The 18,350-nt window shown below is 71.8% G+C and carries 15 protein-coding genes; 4 read left to right on the forward strand and 11 right to left on the reverse strand.

Annotation, left to right across the window (positions count from 1 at the left end; all coding sequences use genetic code 11):
* Positions 1-54 precede the first annotated feature (54 nt).
* The 9 genes from ACIHAD_RS33060 to pgsA all read right to left on the reverse strand — a co-directional run bounded on the left by ACIHAD_RS33060 (position 55) and on the right by pgsA (position 8,998).
* Entirely contained in the window at positions 55-1,251 is a 1,197-nt protein-coding gene (locus tag ACIHAD_RS33060; RefSeq protein WP_397358617.1) for an MFS transporter, read from the reverse strand.
* A 9-nt stretch (positions 1,252-1,260) separates the two neighbouring features.
* Positions 1,261-1,695, reverse strand: coding sequence for a MarR family winged helix-turn-helix transcriptional regulator (locus ACIHAD_RS33065; protein WP_397358618.1), 435 nt, complete (start codon positions 1,693-1,695; stop codon positions 1,261-1,263).
* 84 nt (positions 1,696-1,779) lie between these two features.
* Positions 1,780-3,462: an alkaline phosphatase D family protein gene (locus tag ACIHAD_RS33070; RefSeq protein WP_397358619.1), complete on the reverse strand. Its 1,683-nt coding sequence runs from the start codon at positions 3,460-3,462 to the stop codon at positions 1,780-1,782.
* A 193-nt stretch (positions 3,463-3,655) separates the two neighbouring features.
* Entirely contained in the window at positions 3,656-4,573 is a 918-nt protein-coding gene (pdxS, locus tag ACIHAD_RS33075) for a pyridoxal 5'-phosphate synthase lyase subunit PdxS (RefSeq protein ID WP_397358620.1), read from the reverse strand.
* A 111-nt stretch (positions 4,574-4,684) separates the two neighbouring features.
* Positions 4,685-5,689, reverse strand: coding sequence for a DUF3048 domain-containing protein (locus tag ACIHAD_RS33080; protein ID WP_397358621.1), 1,005 nt, complete (start codon positions 5,687-5,689; stop codon positions 4,685-4,687).
* Positions 5,690-5,767: 78 nt separating this feature from the next.
* A complete protein-coding gene (locus ACIHAD_RS33085; RefSeq protein WP_397358622.1) occupies positions 5,768-6,310 on the reverse strand; it encodes a hypothetical protein in 543 nt (180 codons plus the stop codon).
* 32 nt (positions 6,311-6,342) lie between these two features.
* On the reverse strand, positions 6,343-7,473 hold the full coding sequence (locus tag ACIHAD_RS33090; RefSeq protein ID WP_397358623.1) for a glycosyltransferase family 4 protein: 1,131 nt from the start codon (positions 7,471-7,473) through the stop codon (positions 6,343-6,345).
* Positions 7,470-8,378, reverse strand: a complete 909-nt coding sequence (locus ACIHAD_RS33095) for a phosphatidylinositol mannoside acyltransferase (RefSeq protein WP_397358624.1) — start codon at positions 8,376-8,378, stop codon at positions 7,470-7,472. Before ACIHAD_RS33095 ends, ACIHAD_RS33090 begins: the two co-directional genes overlap by 4 nt.
* A complete protein-coding gene (gene pgsA, locus ACIHAD_RS33100; RefSeq protein WP_397358769.1) occupies positions 8,375-8,998 on the reverse strand; it encodes a phosphatidylinositol phosphate synthase in 624 nt (207 codons plus the stop codon). The genes ACIHAD_RS33095 and pgsA overlap by 4 nt, the downstream gene beginning before the upstream one ends.
* Before the next feature lie 171 nt (positions 8,999-9,169).
* Here pgsA and ACIHAD_RS33105 point away from each other — a divergent pair, with 171 nt between their 5' ends.
* Together ACIHAD_RS33105 and ACIHAD_RS33110 are read left to right on the forward strand one after the other, a co-directional pair.
* Positions 9,170-11,293 (forward strand): elongation factor G-like protein EF-G2, encoded by a 2,124-nt coding sequence (locus ACIHAD_RS33105; RefSeq protein ID WP_397358625.1) that lies wholly within the window; start codon positions 9,170-9,172, stop codon positions 11,291-11,293.
* A 258-nt stretch (positions 11,294-11,551) separates the two neighbouring features.
* Complete coding sequence (locus ACIHAD_RS33110) at positions 11,552-13,081, forward strand: glycoside hydrolase family 10 protein (RefSeq protein ID WP_397358626.1); 1,530 nt, start codon at positions 11,552-11,554, stop codon at positions 13,079-13,081.
* A 73-nt stretch (positions 13,082-13,154) separates the two neighbouring features.
* On the opposite strand, the gene ACIHAD_RS33115 is transcribed toward ACIHAD_RS33110, so the two are convergent.
* The gene (locus ACIHAD_RS33115) at positions 13,155-14,480 is read right to left on the reverse strand and encodes a PLP-dependent aminotransferase family protein (protein ID WP_397358627.1); all 1,326 of its coding nucleotides are present in this window, start codon (positions 14,478-14,480) and stop codon (positions 13,155-13,157) included.
* Between the two features lie 90 nt (positions 14,481-14,570).
* Here ACIHAD_RS33115 and ACIHAD_RS33120 point away from each other — a divergent pair, with 90 nt between their 5' ends.
* Entirely contained in the window at positions 14,571-15,470 is a 900-nt protein-coding gene (locus ACIHAD_RS33120) for a branched-chain amino acid transaminase (protein WP_397358628.1), read from the forward strand.
* Positions 15,471-15,613: 143 nt separating this feature from the next.
* Complete coding sequence (locus tag ACIHAD_RS33125) at positions 15,614-17,689, forward strand: hypothetical protein (protein ID WP_397358629.1); 2,076 nt, start codon at positions 15,614-15,616, stop codon at positions 17,687-17,689.
* Between the two features lie 88 nt (positions 17,690-17,777).
* Here ACIHAD_RS33125 and ACIHAD_RS33130 read toward each other — a convergent pair whose 3' ends face one another.
* Positions 17,778-18,311: an HIT family protein gene (locus ACIHAD_RS33130; RefSeq protein WP_397358630.1), complete on the reverse strand. Its 534-nt coding sequence runs from the start codon at positions 18,309-18,311 to the stop codon at positions 17,778-17,780.
* Positions 18,312-18,350 lie beyond the last annotated feature (39 nt).

The raw sequence follows: 18,350 nt of genomic DNA on the forward strand, positions 1-18,350 counted from the left end.
ACACCAAGATGGCCCGGCATCTTCCTGTCAGAGCACTCTGGCGTAAAGCCGAACTCAGGCGGCGGCCTGGACGGCGTCCACGCGGGCCAGGGCGCTCAGGTGGTGGCGCCGGGCGTACAGGAAGGCCATGCCGATCGCGCAGCAGGCGGCGCCGACGACGTACGGGACGGCGATGCCGATCTCCTCGCCGAGCTTGGTCGCGATGAACGGCGCCAGCGCGCCGCCCATCCAGCGCACGAAGTTGTACCCGGCCGAGGCGACGGGCCTCGGGGCGTCGGAGACCTCCATGGCCGACTCGGTGAAGACGGTGTTGTTCAGCCCGATCGGGATGCCGGACAGGACGGTGAACACGATGATCCCGGCGTGCGCCCCGGCCGTCCCCGACACCGCGATGCCGACCTGGAAGACCACGAGCAGGCCCAGGGCCAGGTGCAGCACGTTCACCGAGCCGATCCTGCGCTGCAGCGGCGGCGCGCCGAACACCGAGGCCAGCGCCACGCAGACGCCCCAGCCGAAGAACACCGAGCCGATGCCGTACGGCGACATGTGCAGGATGAACGGGGTGAAGGCGAGGATCGTGAAGAACGCGAAGTTGTAGAACAGCGCGGTGAAGGCGGTCGTGGACAGGCCGCCGTGGGCCAGGGCCCGGATGGGGGCGCTGAGCTTGGTCTTGACCGCGGGCCTCGGCCCCGACCTGAGCAGGGTGGCGATCAGCACGAAGCCGACGGCCATCAGCGTGGCGGTGCCGAAGAAGGGCGCGCGCCAGTTCCAGTCGCCGAGCAGCGCGCCGGCCAGGGGGCCGGCGGAGATGCCGAGGCCGAGCGCGGCCTCGTACAGGATGATGGCCGACTCCGCGCCGCCGCTGGCCGCGCCGACGATGACGGCCAGCGCGGTGGCCACGAACAGGGCGTTGCCGAGGCCCCACCCGGCGCGGAAGCCGACGAGCTCGGCGACGCTGCCGGACGTCCCGGCCAGCGCGGCGAACACGACGACCAGCGCCAGCCCGGCCAGCAGCGTGCGCTTGCCGCCGATGCGGCTGGAGACCCAGCCGGTGATCAGCATGGCCACGGCGGTGACCAGGAAGTAGCTGGTGAACAGCAGGGACACCTGGCTGGGCGTGGCGTGCAGCCCTTGGGCGATGGAGGGCAGGATGGGGTCGACGAGGCCGATGCCCATGAAGGCCACGACCGCGGCGAACGCGGTGGCCCAGACGGACATCGGCTGGCGCAGGATTCCGCCGCCGGTTTGCATGTTGTCCCCTTACTGGGTGGTTCTGTCGATGCCGAGCTTGGCCAGGACGGGCAGGGCCGCGGCGAGCACGTCGCGCTCGTCGTCGGTGAGCGCGGCCAGGTCCCGGGCGAGGCGGGCGATCCTGGCCCGGCGGACGGCGCGCAGCCGGTCGCGGCCCTCGCCGGTGAGCTCGACCGTCCTGACGCGGGCGTCGGCCGGGTCGGAGCCGCGCGCCACCAGGCCCGCGTACTCCAGCCGGTTGATCTGCACGGTCATGGTCGGCAGCTGGACGGCGTGCTCCTCGGCCAGCTCGGTCATCCGGCGCGGGCCGTGTTCGAGCGAGCCGAGCACGGCGTACTGCTGGGTGGTGACGGGCTGGCCGGCGCTGGAGCGCCGCAGCAGCAGGACCAGGTGGCGCAGCACCTTGGAGACCTGCTCGGCCATCTGGGTGGGATCGTCCCTCATACTTAGCCAAACTAACTTAGCCTGGCTAATATTCCGGGCAAGAGAAAGGCGGCGCCCCCGCCGGGGGACGCCGCCTGTCCAGCGCTACGGGCGCTCGGTCTCCAGCCGGACGGTGTCCTCCACCGTCACCTGCCTCCTGGCCCCGATCGCCGGGTCGAGCGGCCGCAGGTACGTCTGCCGAACCCCCGGCACCCGGTCCTCCACCACGAACGTCGCCCGCGTGTACGCCTCCGCCCCGGGCAGCTCCACCTGCGGCACGACCTTGAAGTCGGCCGTGAGCAGATCGCGCTCCATCGTCGTCAGCACGTAACCACGCTGGTTGTTGTAGAACTTCAGGTGCGGATTGATCGTCAGGTACGGATGCTTCGCCGGGTCGGAGTCCGCGCCGTCGCCGCCGGTGGTGATGGAGGTGGCCACGAGCTCGGAGCCCACGGTGGGCCCGGTCGGGTCGTCGTAGTCGAGCTTGAGGTCACTGGCCCAGTGGGCGTGCACGTCGCCGGTCAGCACCACCGCGTTGCGCACCTCGGCGTCCACCCAGCCCTGGGTGATGCGCCGCCGGGAGGCGACGTAGCCGTCCCAGGCGTCCATCGAGGTGATCTTGGCGGGGCCGGCGCTGTTGTCGCGCTGGGCGAAGAACACCTGCTGGCCCAGGATGTCCCACTGGGCGCGCGAGCGGTGGAAGCCGTCGATCAGCCACTGCTCCTGCGCTGCGCCGGTGATCGAGCGCGCCGGGTCCACGGCGGCCGGGCAGTCGCGGTAGCCGTCGCCGCAGCCCTGGTCGTCGCGGTACTGGCGGGTGTCCATCATGTGGAACGTGGCCATCCTGCCCCACCTGATCCGCCGGTAGAGCTGCATGTCGATGCCGCGCGGGATCGAGGTGCGGCGCAGCGGCATGTTCTCGTAGTAGGCGCGGAAGGCGGCGGCGCGCCTGGCCAGGAAGTCCGGCTGGGGCACCTGGGGCTTCTCGGGCACCTCGTCGGCCCAGTTGTTGTCCAGCTCGTGGTCGTCCCACACGACCAGCCAGGGCGCGGCGGCGTGCGCGGCCTGGAGGTCGGGGTCGGCCTTGTACTGGGCGTGGCGCTGGCGGTAGCCGGCCAGGGTCTCGGTCTCGGGGCCCTCGTGGTCGCGGACGTTGCCGCCGGGGATGGTGTAGGTGTTCCTGGTGTACTCGTACTGGTAGTCGCCCAGGTGCAGGATCAGGTCCGGGTGGTCCTCGGCCAGCCTGCGGTAGGAGGTGAACCAGCCGTGCTCGTACTGGGCGCAGGAGACGAAGGCCATCGACAGCGCGCCGCCGTAGGACAGCGGGTGCGGGGCGGTGCGCGCCCGTCCCATGGGCGAGACGTACGGGCCGACGCGGAAGCGGTACCAGTACTCCCGGTCCGAGCTCAGCCGGTCGGCCTCGACGTGCACGCTGTGCCCCCACTCCGGCGCGGCGACGGCCACCCCCGAGCGGACGACGCGGCGCCCGCCCTCGTCGGCGTAGATCTGCCACTGCACGGGGAACGGGCGCTGCGGCATGCCGCCGAAACCGTCCTCGGCCAGCGGGTTCTGGGCCAGCCTTGTCCACAGCACGAACCCCTCGTGGTCGGGGTCGCCGCAGGCCACTCCGAGCGTGAACGGGTCGGTGGACAGCCCCAGCGAGGCCGGCGCCCGCGCGGTCTCCGCGGCGGGCTCGGGCTCGGCGCCCGCCGCGGTGGCGGGGAGCGCCGCGGCGGCGCCCGCCGCCAGCCCGGTGACGAGGAAATGCCGGCGGTTCAGCTTGGACACGGTGCGCTCCTCGGGACGATCAAGGATGAGGGACGCCCGTAGCCTGACTCAGGTTCATGACCTGACGGTGAACCCGGAACAACACGAAAGAGGCGACATCCTTCGCGAATGCCGCCTCTTACGAAGCTTTTCATCGTCACATGACGATCATGAACCTACGACGGGCCGCCGGCCTGCGGCGACGCGCCGGAGATCACCAGCCGCGCTCGGCCAGCCGGTGGGGCTGCGGGATCTCGTCGACGTTGATGCCGACCATGGCCTCGCCGAGACCGCGCGAGACCTTGGCGACGACGTCGGCGTCGTCGTAGAAGGTGGTGGCCTTGACGATGGCCGCGGCGCGCTTGGCCGGGTCGCCCGACTTGAAGATGCCCGAGCCGACGAACACGCCCTCGGCGCCGAGCTGCATCATCATGGCGGCGTCGGCCGGGGTGGCGATGCCGCCCGCGGTGAACAGCACGACCGGCAGCTTGCCGTTCCTGGCGACCTCGGCGACCAGCTCGTAGGGGGCCTGCAGCTCCTTGGCGGCCACGTAGAGCTCGTCCTCGGGCAGCGAGGTGAGGCGCTTGATCTCGGCGCGGATCGTGCGCATGTGGGTGACGGCGTTGGAGACGTCGCCGGTGCCGGCCTCGCCCTTGGAGCGGATCATGGCCGCGCCCTCGGTGATGCGGCGCAGGGCCTCGCCCAGGTTGGTGGCGCCACAGACGAAGGGCACGGTGAACTGCCACTTGTCGATGTGGTTGGCGTAGTCGGCCGGGGTGAGCACCTCGGACTCGTCGACGTAGTCGACGCCGAGCGACTGCAGGACCTTCGCCTCGACGAAGTGGCCGATGCGGGCCTTGGCCATGACGGGGATCGACACGGCGGCGATGATGCCGTCGATCATGTCCGGGTCACTCATCCGGGACACGCCGCCCTGGGCGCGGATGTCGGCGGGCACGCGCTCAAGGGCCATGACGGCGACGGCGCCGGCGTCCTCGGCGATCTTGGCCTGGTCGGGGGTGACGACGTCCATGATGACGCCACCCTTGAGCATCTCGGCCATGCCGCGCTTGACGCGGGCCGTTCCGGTGACGGGGGTGCTTTCAGGCGTGCTGGACACTGTCTTCCTCACGGGCTCTCAGGGCGGACGGTAAGTTATCAAACCCATCGTAGGTCCTGAAGGACCCCTCCCCCGACATGCCACGATGTCAGGATTTGTCGCCCAAGTTGTACAGAAAGGTCATCAAGGGGTGACGGGTTTGCGGCTGGCGAGCGCGATCCAGACCTGGCCGGGGGCGAAGTTCATCGGCTCGCCGCTCTCCGTGGTGAACGTCGTACCGGTCTCCTCCGATTCCCGCTCCCAGTTGGCCGCGTACGCCTTTCCGTCGCGCAGCACGACCGCCTTGCCCTTGCCGGTGGTGTGCACGAGCGGGGTGTAGCTCTGGTGGAAGTCGTGGAACTCCGAGCGTTCGGTCTTGGTGTACTGCACGACGATCGTGGGCGCGCCGAGCTGGCCGCCCTCGGCCGCCATGTCCTTCTTGCCGTCCTGCCAGATCAGCCACTGCTTCTTGGCCTCCGACCAGGCGAAGGTGAAGCGCGCCGCGGGCCACCTGACCGTGTACGACTTCTTGTCCACGCCGCCCTCGGCGGGCGCGTCGCCGAAGGTGAAGCCGATGTCCTTGGCCTCACTGGCCTTGGGGGCGCCGGACAGCAGCTTCCTGGTGTTGGCGAACAGGTTGTAGGGCGCGTAGCGACCCGGCTGGCGGAAGTAGGCGCCGGGGTTGCGGGTGTCGCCCACGTCGTACAGCGGCGCCTTGGCGATGTACGGCAACATCTTGGTCTGCGCGCCGGAGTAGGCGAAGGCGGGCTTGCCGAACTGCGGGACGAGGTGCAGGTCGGAGATGCGGGCACTGCGCACCGGGCCCACCTTGGCCGGGATCTTCGAGGAGAAGATCGCCATGAGCCGGGTCAGGCCGGCCTCGACCTGCTCGACGTAGACGACGTCCGCGCTCTTGAGCCCGAGCTGGGGCTTGCCCGCGGAGGTGTTCTCGATCTTCACCGCGAGCACCGGCTTGAGCTCCTCGTACGGCTGCCCGGTGAACGGGTGCCCCTCAGCCTGCTCGGTGGGCTCCTCGGAGGGGCCGGCCGTGGCCGCCGCCTCCGGCGCCTTGCCGGGAGCGGGCTCGTCGGACGAGCAGGCCGCGACGGGCCCGAGCACGGCCGCCCCTGCCAGAGTCACCGAGATCATCCGGGATAGCCGCACCTGCAACAACTCCTCGCCTTTGCCCAGAAATCGGGAGAAGCTTACCGGCCTCCCCACAATTGGTCATTCAGGCGACATGGTGGCGGGCGGATTGTCATCGATCTCGAAGAATTCCGGGAACTCGGTGTGCCCGGCCAGCCGCAGCGTCCTGGCCAGCCATCGGCGCTGCGCCGTGCGGGTGACCCCGACCGCGTTGTTGTAGAAACGGCGCGAGTAGACGACCTTGGCCACCGCCGCGTCGAGCTCCTCCAGCAGGTCGCCGCCGCCGGGCGCCTCGGCCAGCTTCTCCCTGAACCGCTCCTGGTCCACCGCGGCCCGCAGCGCCCGCGACAGGTCGCTCTCGGCGTGCTCGCGCTCCTCGGGCCCGGCGATCCTGGCCTCGTGCGCGGCGGCGGCCAGCACCAGCGAGGTCGCGGGGTCGAGCAGGCGCGAGCCGGCCAGTTCGAGCACCACGGCCCTGCGCCGCATGAGCGCGGCGTCCAGGGCCTCGCGGCCCAGTTCGAGCCGGATGTGCAGGCGGTCGAGCCGGCCCGCGCGCCAGGAGATGTAGACGGCCGTGAGCACGACGACGATGCCCACGATCAGCACGATCATGGTGGATGTCACAGTAGGTCCCTAGAAGAGCTCTCGGGGTGCGGTCACAGGTCCTCCTCCACCCGGCCCGCGCCGCTGGTGGTCACCGTCTCGTAGACGCGCACCACGTCGCGGGCGACCGTGGACCAGTCGTACTTCCTGACCGCCACCAGCGCCTCGGCGGCCAGCTTGGCCCGCCGCTCGGGGGCGTCGAGCAGCGCGGCCGCCTCGCGGGCCAGCGAGGAGGCGTCGCCGTTGGCGAACAGCGCGCCGGCCTGCCCCTCGCCCAGCACCTTGCGGAAGGCCGGGATGTCGCTGGCCAGCACCGTCGCCCCCGAGGCCATGGCCTCGGCCAGCACGATGCCGAAGCTCTCGCCCCTGGTGTTGGGCGCGCAGAACACGTCGACCGAGTGGTAGGCGCGGATCTTGTCGGCCTCGCTCACCATGCCGAGCACGGTCACCCGCTCGTGGAAGGGCTTGGGCACCTTGTCGTAGACGTCCTTGGCGTCGCCGGGCCCGGCGACGAGCAGCTTCAGGCCGGGACGCTCGGCGGCCAGGGCGTTGAAGGCGTCGAGCAGGATCGGCAGGCCCTTGCGCTCTTCGTCCATGCGGCCGAGGAAGCCGATCGTGGCGCCGTCGGGGCCCCACCCGGGCAGCGGCTCGGCCTCGGTGTAGCGGGCCACGGTCACCCCGTTGGGGATCAGCACGGTGTCGCCGCCGAACTGCTCGACCAGGCTCTTGCGGGCCGCGTCGGAGACCGCGATGCGGCCGCTCAGCTTCTCCAGCGCGCTGCGCAGCAGCGGCTCGGCCACCGCGATGGCCCGCGAGCGGCTGAAGGAGGCGTGGAAGGTGGCCACGATCGGCCCCTTGGCCGCCCAGCAGGCCAGCACGCCGAGGCTCGGGATCAGCGGCTCGTGGATGTGCAGCACGTCGAAGTCGCCCGTACGCACCCAGCGCCGCACCCGCGCGGCCGACAGGAACCCGAACGACATCCGGGCCACCGACCCGTTGTAGGGCACCGGCACCGCCCGGCCGGCCCCCGTCACGTACGGGGGCAGCTCGTCGTCGTCGGCGGCGGGCGCGATCACCGAGACCTCGTGCCCCTGCGCCATCAGCGCCTGGGCCAGGTCGTCGATGTGCTGCTTGACGCCGCCGGGCATGTCCCAGGAGTAGGGGCAGACGATGCCGACCTTCATCTCGGCAGGTCCTCCAGCCAGAGCCGCTGCAACATGTGCCAGTCCTCCGGGTGCTCGGCGATGCCCTTCTCGAAGACGTCCGTCATGGCCTGGGCGACGGCGGCCACCTTCTCCTGCCGGGTGCCCTCGGCCGGCACCGGGACCTCCTCGTGGATGTGGATGCCCCAGTCGTCGCCCACGAAGTAGACGGTGGCCGGCAGCAGCGCGGCGCCGGTCTGGACGGCCAGCAGCGGCGGCCCGGCGGGCACCTTGGTGGTGGCGCCGAAGAAGCGCACCTCGATGCCGCTCTTGGTCAGGTCGCGCTCGGCGGGCAGGCAGACCACGCCGCCCTTGCGCACGCGGCCGGCCAGGGTGCCGAAGTTGTGGCCGTCGCCGCCGGTGAGCGGCAGCACCTCCATGCCGAGCCCCTCGCGGAAGGCGACGTAGCGGCGGAACAGCGACTCGGGCCGCAGCCGCTCGGCGACCGTGGTGAACGGATGGCCGACGCCGACCAGCCAGGCGCCCGCCGCGTCCCAGTTGCCCATGTGCGGCAGGGCCAGGACCACGCCGCGGCCCGTGGCCAGGGTGTCGTGGATGTGCTCGGCCCCGATGACGTGCGTGCGCCGGACGACCTCCGCCCGGGGGATCGCGGGCAGCCGGAAGACCTCGTGGAAGTAGCGGAAGTAGGAACGCATTCCGGCCCTGCTCAGCTCGCGCAGTTCAGCGCTGCCGGCGTCGATGCCGGTGACCCTGGCCAGGTTGGACTCCAGGCGGCGCACGGACTTGCCGCGCCTGCGCCACACCCGGTCGGCCAGGAGGCGGAAGACCGCCGCCGTGGGCCGCTGGGGCAGCAGCGGGACCAGCTTCCAGCCCGCCGCGAATCCCGCCGCAACGATGCGGTCGCCGATGGACGCCTTCTCGCTCATCGCTCCCTCGTCTGCCGGTGGACGTGCACGACCCGCTGCACGACGGTGATGGTGGAGGCCGCCGCCAGCAGCCACATCCCGAGCGGCAGCACGTACGGCACCCCGACCCCCGAGAAGAAGGTCGCGACCAGGGCCACGACCAGCCGCTCAGGGCGCTCGGCCAGCCCCACGTCCGCCGTGAGCCCGAGACCCTCTGCCCTGGCCTTGGCGTAGGAGACCAGGGAGCCGGCGATGAGGCAGGCCAGTGTCACGCCGGCCATCAGCGTGTCGCCTCCCGCGACGAAATACAGGATCAGGCCGGCGAAGATGGCGGCGTCGGCCACCCGGTCGAGCGTGGAGTCGAGGAAGGCGCCCCAGACGGTGCCCCCCTTGCCGCCGAGCCGGGCCACGACGCCGTCGAGCAGGTCGAACAGCACGAAGACGGTGATGAGCAGCGCCCCCCAGGCCAGATGGCCCAGCGGGAACAGGAGCAGGGCGGAGATCACCGTGCCGAGGGTGCCGATCGCCGTGACGGCGTTCGGGCCGATCCCGCGGCCGACGAGAGCCCTGCCCAGCGGGGTGAGTATCCGGGTCATGGCCGGTCGCAGGAGTTTGAGCATCGCGGTCCGATCGTAGGCCATCACGTGAGCGGCCACTTTCTTTGCCCCGCACCCCTTGTGATATTCGCCACAGGGGTATTTGGTGAACACACCGCGTCCATGCGGTTCCTGACACCCTCCGCGCGGGCGCGGCGTTGGATGCACACCGACGACGCGGGAGGCGAAGTGGCGGAAAGGAACTCTGGCGGGGCCATGGGAGCCGCGGGCAGGGCACCCACGGCCGACAGGGCGGATGCGATACGCAATGTCGTGCTGGTCGGCCACTCGGGAGCGGGCAAGACCACCCTGGTCGAGCAGCTGCTCGCGGCGACGGGCACCGTCCAGCGGCCGGGCCGGGTGGAGGACGGCAACACGGTCAGCGACTTCGACGAGGTCGAGGTGCGCCAGCAGCGGTCGGTCAACCTGGCGCTGGCGCCGCTCGTGCACAACGGCATCAAGATCAACCTGCTCGACACGCCGGGTTACGCCGACTTCGTGGGCGACCTGCGCGCCGGGCTGCGCGCCGCCGACGCCGCCCTGTTCGTCGTGTCGGCCTCGGAGGGGATCGACGGGCTCACGCAGATGCTCTGGGCGGAGTGCGCCCAGGTCGGCATGCCCAGGGCGGTGGTGATCACCAAGATCGACCACCAGCGCGCCGACTTCGACGACGTGCTGGCCACCTGCCAGGACGTCTTCGGCGACGGCGTCGCCCCGCTCTACCTGCCGATGATCACGAACGGGCACGTCAACGGCCTGATCGGGCTGCTGTCGCAGAAGTTCTACAACTACGCGACCGGCACCCGCACCGAGAAGGAGCCCGGCGCCGAGTACGAGGCGCAGATCGAGGAGCGGCGCGGCGAGCTGATCGAGGGCATCATCCAGGAGAGCGAGGACGAGTCGCTCATGGAACGCTACCTGGAGGGCGAGCCCATCGACACCAAGGTCCTGGTGGACGACCTGGAGAAGGCGGTCGCGCGCGGCAGCTTCTTCCCGGTGCTGTGCAGCGGCCTCGGCGACGGCCACGCGGTGGGCATGACGGAGCTGCTGGAACTGGTGACGCAGGGCTTCCCCTCGCCGCTGGAACACCCGATGCCCGAGATCACCGACCTGTCCGGCAAGCCGGTCGGCGGCGTCGCGTGCGACCCCGACGGCCCGCTCGTGGCCGAGGTCGTCAAGACCACCAGCGACCCGTACGTGGGCCGCATCAGCCTCGTCCGGGTCTTCTCCGGCACGCTGCGCCCCGACATGACCGTGCACGTCTCCGGCCACGGCCTGGCCGACCGCGGGCACGAGGACCACGACGTGGACGAGCGCATCGGCACGCTGACCAGCCCGCTCGGCAAGGCCCAGCGCCCGGCGGCCAAGGGGTCGGCCGGCGACATCGTGGCCGTGGCCAAGCTGTCGCGCGCCGAGACGGGCGACACGCTGTCGGAGGTGGACCGGCCGCTGCTGATGACGTCCTGGCAGATGCCCGACCCGCTGCTGCCGGTGGCGATCAGGGCCAGGTCGAAGGCCGACGAGGACAAGCTGGCCCAGGCGCTCGGCCGCCTCGTGGCCGAGGACCCGACGCTGCGGCTGGAGAACAACGCCGAGACCAGGCAGCTCGTGCTGTGGTGCATGGGCGAGGCGCACACCGACGTGCTGCTCGACCGCCTGGCCAACCGCCACGGCGTCGAGGTCGAGCGGATCGAGCTGCGGGTGCCGCTGCGCGAGACGTTCGGCGGCAGGTGCCAGGCGATGGGCCGCAACGTCAAGCAGACCGGCGGCCACGGCCAGTACGCGATCTGCCACCTGGAGGTCGAGCCCCTGCCCTCGGGCGGCGGGTTCGAGTTCGTGGACAAGATCGTGGGCGGGGTGGTGCCCCGGCAGTTCATCCCGTCGGTGGAGAAGGGCGTGCGGGCCCAGATGGAGCGCGGCGTGGTGGCCGGCTACCCCATGGTGGACGTCCGCGTCACGCTCTACGACGGCAAGGCCCACTCGGTGGACTCCTCCGACATGGCCTTCCAGATCGCCGGTCAGCTCGCGCTGAAGGAGGCGGCCTCGAAGGTCCCGACCCTGCTGCTTGAGCCGGTGGACGAGCTGTCGGTGCTGGTGGCCGACGACCACGTGGGCTCGGTGATGTCCGACCTGTCCTCGCGGCGCGGGCGCGTGCTCGGCACCGAGCCGGTGGGCACCGGGCGCACGCTGGTCAAGGCCGAGGTGCCCGAGCTGGAGATCACCCGGTACGCCATCGACCTGCGCTCGATGTCGCACGGCACCGGGACGTTCACGCGCACGTTCCTGCGCTACGAGCCGCTGCCGCCGAACCTGGCGAGCAAGGTGGCGGCCACAGAGTGAGCGGCACGGAATGAGCGGCACGGCATGAATGGCACAGAATGAGCGGCACGGAATGAGCGGCACGGAATGAGCGGTGGAGAGCCGGGAGGGGAGCCTTCCCTCCCGGCCCGCACGTTTCGTCACCGCCCTACCGTTTCGTAACAGAAGCATCACGACTGCATTTCTTTTTTCAGGTCCGATCACGCGGGAGCAGCTGCCAGACTGGGTTGCACTATGCGAACTGGACGCCCACTCCTAGCCGCTGCAGCCCTCGCGGTCGTGACCACCAGCGCCGCCTACGTGTTCGGCCCCGGCGCGACCGAGAGCCCCGCAGCGACCAAGAAGACGACGACCACCGCCCCCGCAACCGCCACCGCCGAGGCGACGGCGGCCTGCAAGCCCGACGCCCGCTACCCCAAGCGCCAGTTGCGCGGGGTGTGGATCGCGACCGTCAAGAACATCGACTGGCCCTCGCGCGCCGGCCTCGGCCAGGCCCGCCAGAAGGCCGAGTACGTCAAGATCCTCGACAGCGCGGTCAAGCGCAACCTCAACGCCGTCTTCGTCCAGGTCCGGCCCGCCTCCGACGCGATCTACCGCTCCTCGCTGGAGCCCTGGTCCCAGTACCTGACGGGCACCGCGGGCAAGGACCCGGGCTGGGACCCGCTGCCGTTCCTCATCGACGAGGCGCACAAGCGCAACCTGGAGTTCCACGCCTGGTTCAACCCCTACCGCGCGGCCGAGGGCACCGACCTGTCCAAACTCCCGGCGAACCACCCGGCCCGCCAGCACCGCGACTGGACGGTCAAGTACGGCGGCGGCCTCTACTACAACCCGGGCCTGCCGCAGGTGCGCGAGCACGTCACCAAGGTCATCACCGACGTGGTCAGCCGCTACGACATCGACGGCGTGCACTTCGACGACTACTTCTACCCCTACCCGGGCGGCGGCGGCACGTTCGACGACAAGGCGGCCTTCGCCAAGTACGGCAAGGGCCAGAAGCTGGCCGACTGGCGCCGGGAGAACGTGAACAAGCTGGTGGCCAAGGTCGACGAGGCCGTCCACGAGACGAAGAACCACGTGAAGTTCGGCATCAGCCCGTTCGGGATCTGGCGCAACGAGTCCAACGACCCCGACGGGTCCGCCACGGCCGGCATGTCCGCCTACGACTCGATCTACGCCGACGCCCGCGCCTGGATCAAGGCCGGCACGGTCGACTACGTCGCCCCGCAGCTCTACTGGCCGCGCGGCTTCAAGGCGGCCGACTACAAGGCGCTGACGTCCTGGTGGGCGGGCGCGGTCAAGGGCACCGGCGTCCAGCTCTACATCGGCCAGGCGCTCTACCAGGTGGGCACCAGGACCAACGCGGCCTGGGCCAACCCCGGCGAGCTGTCGGCGCACCTGACGGTGAACCGGCGCTACAAGGAGGTCGACGGCGACATCTACTTCAGCGCCAAGCAGCTCCTGACCAACCCGCTCGGCGCGATCGACCGCGTGGCCAAGGAGCACTACAGCCGTCCGGCGCTGCTGCCGATCATGGAGGACCGCGGCGGCGAGGCCCCCGACCGGCCGGCCGGCGCCAAGGCGAGCGGCTCCACCGTGTCGTGGACGCCGTCGCAGGGCGCGCGGGCCTACGCCGTGTACCGGGTGCCGGAGTCGGGCAAGGACTGCCACACCACCGACGCCCGCAACCTGGCGGCCGTGGTGACGGGCACGTCGTACCAGGCCAAGCCGGGGACGTACCTGATCACCTCGCTCGACCGGCAGCACCACGAGAGCACGCCGGTGAAGGTCAAGGTGGACAAGGGCTGAGGCCCGTCCCGCCACGCTCGCACGACGACGCCACGCCCGATCCCGGGCGTGGCGTCGTCGTCTTCCCGGCGGCTCAGTGACCGGTCTCCTCCCAGGCGCGTGCCAGGGCGGCGACCGCCTGGTCGAGGAGGGCGGGCGGCAGGGCGAAGCTGAGACGCAGGCGGTCGCGGTGGCGGCCGTCCGGGGAGAACAGGGAGCCCGGGGCCACCGCCACGCCCTGCTCCCGGGCGGCCGCGGCGAACCTGTCGGTGTCGGCGCCGGGCAGGCGGGCCCACACCGACAGGCCGCCCTCGGGGCGTGACCAGGTCCACGACGGCAGGCGCGCGGACAGCGCGGCGGTGAAGTGGTCGCGGCGGCGGGCCAGCTCGGCGAGCCAGGGCGTCACGGGGTCGCCGTCGAGCAGCTCGGCGGCCAGCCGCTGGGAGACGGCGCTGGTGGCCAGGTCGGCGTCGAGCTTGGCCTCCAGCAGCCGGGCCAGCAGCGGCTCGGGGGCGGTGAGCCAGCCCACCCGCAGGCCCCCCCACAACACCTTCGACAACGAGCCCACCGTCACCGTGCCGTGCGGATGGGCCAGGGCCAGCGGCTCCGGGCACGGCCCGCCGTCGAACACCACGGGCGCGAGCGTACGGTCCTCGACCAGCGGGACGTCCGCCGCGGCGGCCAGCTCGGCCACGTGCCTCAGGCGGGTCACGCGGCCGGTGGGGTTGTCCACGGGCAGCGTGTACACGGCGGCCGGGCGGTGCCGGGCGAGCGCGTCGCGCACGGCGTCCGGGGCGGTGAGGTCCACGGGCACGGCGTGGGCCCCGGCGCGTCGGAACACGCTGAGCGCTCCCCCGTAGGCCGGGTCGCCGACCAGCACGCGGTCGCCGGGCCGCAGCAGCACCCGGGCCGCCAGGTCGATGCCCTGCTGGGCGCCCGAGGTCACCAGGATCTCGCGGTGCGGGCCGCCGTCCAGGCCGGCCAGCACGGCGCGCAGCCGCGAGTCGCCCATGGCGTCGTAGCCGTGCCCGCTCGGCGCGCGCATCAGGGCGGCGGCGTCCAACGCGGGCACCGCCAGGTGCGAGGGGTCGGGGACGACCGAGGTGGACAGGTCGGCCAGCACCGCGCCGCCCTGGAGCAGGCCGCCGAACGTCGGGACGCCCAGCACGTACGTGCCGCTGCCGTGCCTTCGTTCGAACAGGCCCTCCTCGCACAGGGCGTTGAAGGCGGCGGCGACCGTCCCGCGGCTGAGCCCGACCGCCTGGGCCAGGTCGCGCTCGGAGGGCAGGCGGGTGCCCGCGGTGATGGCGCCGGTCTGGGCCAGGTCGGTCAGCGCGCCCGCGAGCCGGCGGCTGGCCGTGCCCTCGTGGAGGCGGAGCCGGTCGCGGAGCAGGGTGACGAGGTCGTCTTCTCTTCCCACGCCATTATTATCCCGTTACTGTGCCACTTATCAATGAATTGGCCTACATGTTGTGATTGTTTGGGGCCATTTACGGAGAGGAGCGGCACGATGCGGGAAGCCGAGCACATCTGGATGGACGGCGAGCTGGTCCCCTGGGGTGAGGCCCGCGTGCACGTCCTGACGCACGCCCTGCACTACGGCACCGCCGTGCTGGAGGGCACCAGGGCCTTCGACACGCCCGACGGCCCTGCGGTGTTCCGGCTCGACGAGCATCTGCGGCGGCTGGCGCGCAGCGCGCGGATCATCGGGATGCCGCTGCCGTACACGCTGGAGGAGCTGCGCGCGGCCACGCTGGCCACGGTCGCGGCCAACGGCCAGTCCTCCTGCTACATCCGCCACCTGGCGCACCGCGGCTACGGCGAGATGGGTGTGGCGGCGCGCGGCTGCCCGACGGTGGTCTCGATCGCGTCCTGGGAGTGGGGCGCGCTGCTGGAGGCGGGCGTGCGGCTGATGACCAGCTCGTGGCAGCGCAACGACCACCGGGTGACGCCGACCGCGGCCAAGGCCACCGGCCCCTACCTGAACTCGGTGATGGCCAAGTCCGAGGCGATGCAGGCGGGCTTCGACGAGGCGGTGCTGCTGAACGCGGCCGGCAACGTCAGCGAGTGCACGGGCGCCAACGTCTTCGTCGTGCGCGACGGCGTCCTGACCACGCCCCCGCCGCACGCCGGCGCGCTGGAGGGCATCACGCAGGACACCGTCGCGCGGCTGGCGGCCGGCCTGGGGCTGACGGTCACCAGGGAGGACCTGCTGCGCACCGACCTGTACACCGCGGACGAGATCTTCGTCTGCGGCACGGCGGCCGGGATCGTGCACGTGAGCGCGGTCGACCACTGCGAGTTCGGCGGCCCGGGGCCGGTCACCGGCAAGCTGGCCGACGCCTACGAGGCCGCCGTGCACGGTCGCGACGACCGCTACCGCCACTGGCTGACCCTCGTGCGCGGCTGAAGCACCGTGCGTGGCTGAAGCACCGTGCGTGGCTGAAGCACTGTGCGCTTCCCCGCCCGTGAGAAGGTAGGGGAACCGGTGGCGCCGGACCACGACTTGCTCTAGCGTGCCACGGACGTCATCGATCGCTGGAGGTCGTCGGGGTGAGGCGCGCGCTCGTGGTGCTGGCCGTTCTGGCCGGTTCCGTACTGCTCGGCCTGCAGGGAACGGCCACGGCCGACGGCCCGGCCCGCGCCGCGGGCAGGGTGGCGCTCATCGGCGTCCCCGGCCTCCACTGGGACGACGTCACCCAGGCCGACGCCCCCAACCTGTGGGAGCTGGCGCACGGCAGCGCGATCGGCTCGCTGTCGGTGCGCACGGTCAGCAACATCACCTGCCCCTACGACGGCTGGCTCACGGTGTCGGCCGGCACCAGGTCGGCCGCCGGATACTCGTGCGGCGCGCCGCCCGCCCCCGAGACCCGGGGCGCGGGGGCGGTCATCCCCGACTACCGCTACCTCATCGACGTGGCCGGGCAGCGCAACGCCGGCACGCTGGGCGAGACGCTGAAGGCCGCGGGCCGGTGCTCGATCGCGATCGGCCCCGGCGCCGCGCTCGCGCTGGCCGACCGGCAGGGCGAGGTGCAGCGCTACCGCACCTCCCCGCTCCAGGTCAGCACGGCCGACCTGGAGCAGTGCCCGATGGCCGCCATGGACGTCGACGACCTCGTCCGCCCCTACCTGACCAGCGGCAAGCTGCCCAAGGTGCCCGAACAGCTCGGCCCCAAGGAACGCCGCGACGCGCTACGCCTGGCCGACGCCAAGGCCGGCGCGCTGCTGTCGATCCTGCCGACCGGCACCACGGTGCTGCTGGCGGGCCTGTCCGACCACGGTTCCGTGCCCCACCTGCGGGTGGCCGCGCTACGCGAGCCGGGAGCGCAGGGGCGCCTGCTGGGCGCGGCCTCCACCCGCCGAGCCGACATCTCGATCCTGCCCGACCTCACCGCGACCGTGCTGGCCCGGCTCGGCGTCCCGGCGCCGGCCACGGTGGTCGGCGTGCCGCTGCAGGTGGGCGAGCCCGGCGCGACGATCGACCGGCTGCGCCGGGCCGACTCGACCGCGCAGGCCATCCGGTCGATCAAGGGCGTGTACTTCACCGTCGTGGCGGTGCTGCAGGTGCTGTTCTACGTGGTGGCGTTCCTGCTGCTGCGGCGGCGCAAGGGCCTGTCGCCGGTGCGCCTGGCCGCGGTCGCGCTGGCCGCCCTGCCGGTCTCCAGCTATCTGGTCAACCTGCTGCCCTGGTCGAGCCTGCCGCAACTGGTCGCCGGGGTGCTCGGCTGGGTCGTGGCCGTCACCGCGCTGGCCTTCGGCGGGCCCTGGCGGCGGCGTCCGCTCGGGCCGCTCGCCGTGGTGGCCGGCCTCACCGCGCTCACTCTCGCCGGTGACCTGCTGACCGGCACGACGTTGCAGCTCAACAGCGTCATGGGCTACAGCGCCGAGGTCGGGGCCCGCTACTACGGCCTGGGCAACATCCCGTTCGCGCTGCTGGCCACCGGCACGCTGCTGGCCACCACCGTGATCGCCCACCGGTGGCCGGGGCGGCCCGGGGTGGCCGCGATCGTGGTGCTCGGGGCGTTCGCGATGGTGCTGGGCGGTTCGGGCATGGGCAGCGACTTCGGCGGGGTGATCGCGTTCGTGCCGGGCATCGCGGTGACCGCGCTGCTGGTGGCCGGCAAGCGGGTGTCGATCGTGAAGCTGGGGGCGTTCTGCGTGGCCGGGGCGGTGATCGTGATGACGTTCGCCGTGCTCAACTACCTGCGGCCGCCCGACGAGCAGACGCACCTGGGCCGGTTCGTGGGCCAGGTGCTCAGCGGCGAGGCGTTCGAGGTGATCTTCCGCAAGCTCCAGGCCATGCTGGCCACGCTGCTCAGCCCCAACCTCATGCCCATCGTGATCGCGGCCGTGGCCTTCCTCGTCTACGCGATCCTGCGGCCCGAGCAGGCCAGCGCGGGCGTGGTGCCCGCGGCGTTCCGCCACTCCCCCGCGCTGCGCGCCGGTCTGATCGGCACGCTGGTCAGCGGGGTGATCGGGATGCTGGTCAACGACTCGGGCGCCGCGGTGTTGTCGATGGCGCTGGCGCTGGCCGTGCCGCTGCTGCTCGCGGCGGGCATCGGCGCGCTGGGCCGCGAAGAGCCGGCCGAGGCCGCCGCCACCGCCCACCTGGCCCACGCCGGCGACTAGCTGTACTGGCCACGAGCGGCGGGCCCCGAGGCCGCCGGCGCCGCCGGCGCCGCCGGCGCCACGGTCAGCGGGCCCGCGACCGTCGCCGCTAGCCCTCCCAGGCGTCGGCCAGCAGTTGGCGGGTGTCGTGCAGGAGCTGGGGCAGCACCTTCGTCTGGGCCACGACCGGCATGAAGTTCGTGTCGCCGCCCCACCTCGGCACGATGTGCTGGTGCAGGTGGGCGGCGATGCCTGCGCCCGCGACGTGGCCCAGGTTCATGCCGACGTTGAAGCCCTGCGCGCCGCTGGCCTTGCGCAGCGCGCGCAGCGACCGCTGGGTGAACTCGCCCAGCTCCACCATCTCGGCCGGGGTCAGCTCGTCGTAGTCGGACACGTGCCGGTAGGGCACGACCATCAGGTGGCCGGAGTTGTACGGGTAGAGGTTGAGCACGGCGTAGACGACCTCTCCCCTGGCCACGATCAGGCCGTCCTCGTCGCTCATCCGGGGGATCTCGTCGAACGGGCAGCCGTCGCCGGGCCCGGTGCCCGTCGGCTTGTTCTCGCCCTTGATGTAGGCCATGCGATGCGGGGTCCACAGCCGCTGGAAGTTGTCGGGCGCCCCGGCTCCTGCCTGATCGTGCATACCAAGCAGCATAGGACCCGGGCGGCGGAGGTGCTCGTC

The organism is Nonomuraea sp. NPDC052265 (assembly GCF_044547985.1).
Lineage (GTDB): Bacteria > Actinomycetota > Actinomycetes > Streptosporangiales > Streptosporangiaceae > Nonomuraea.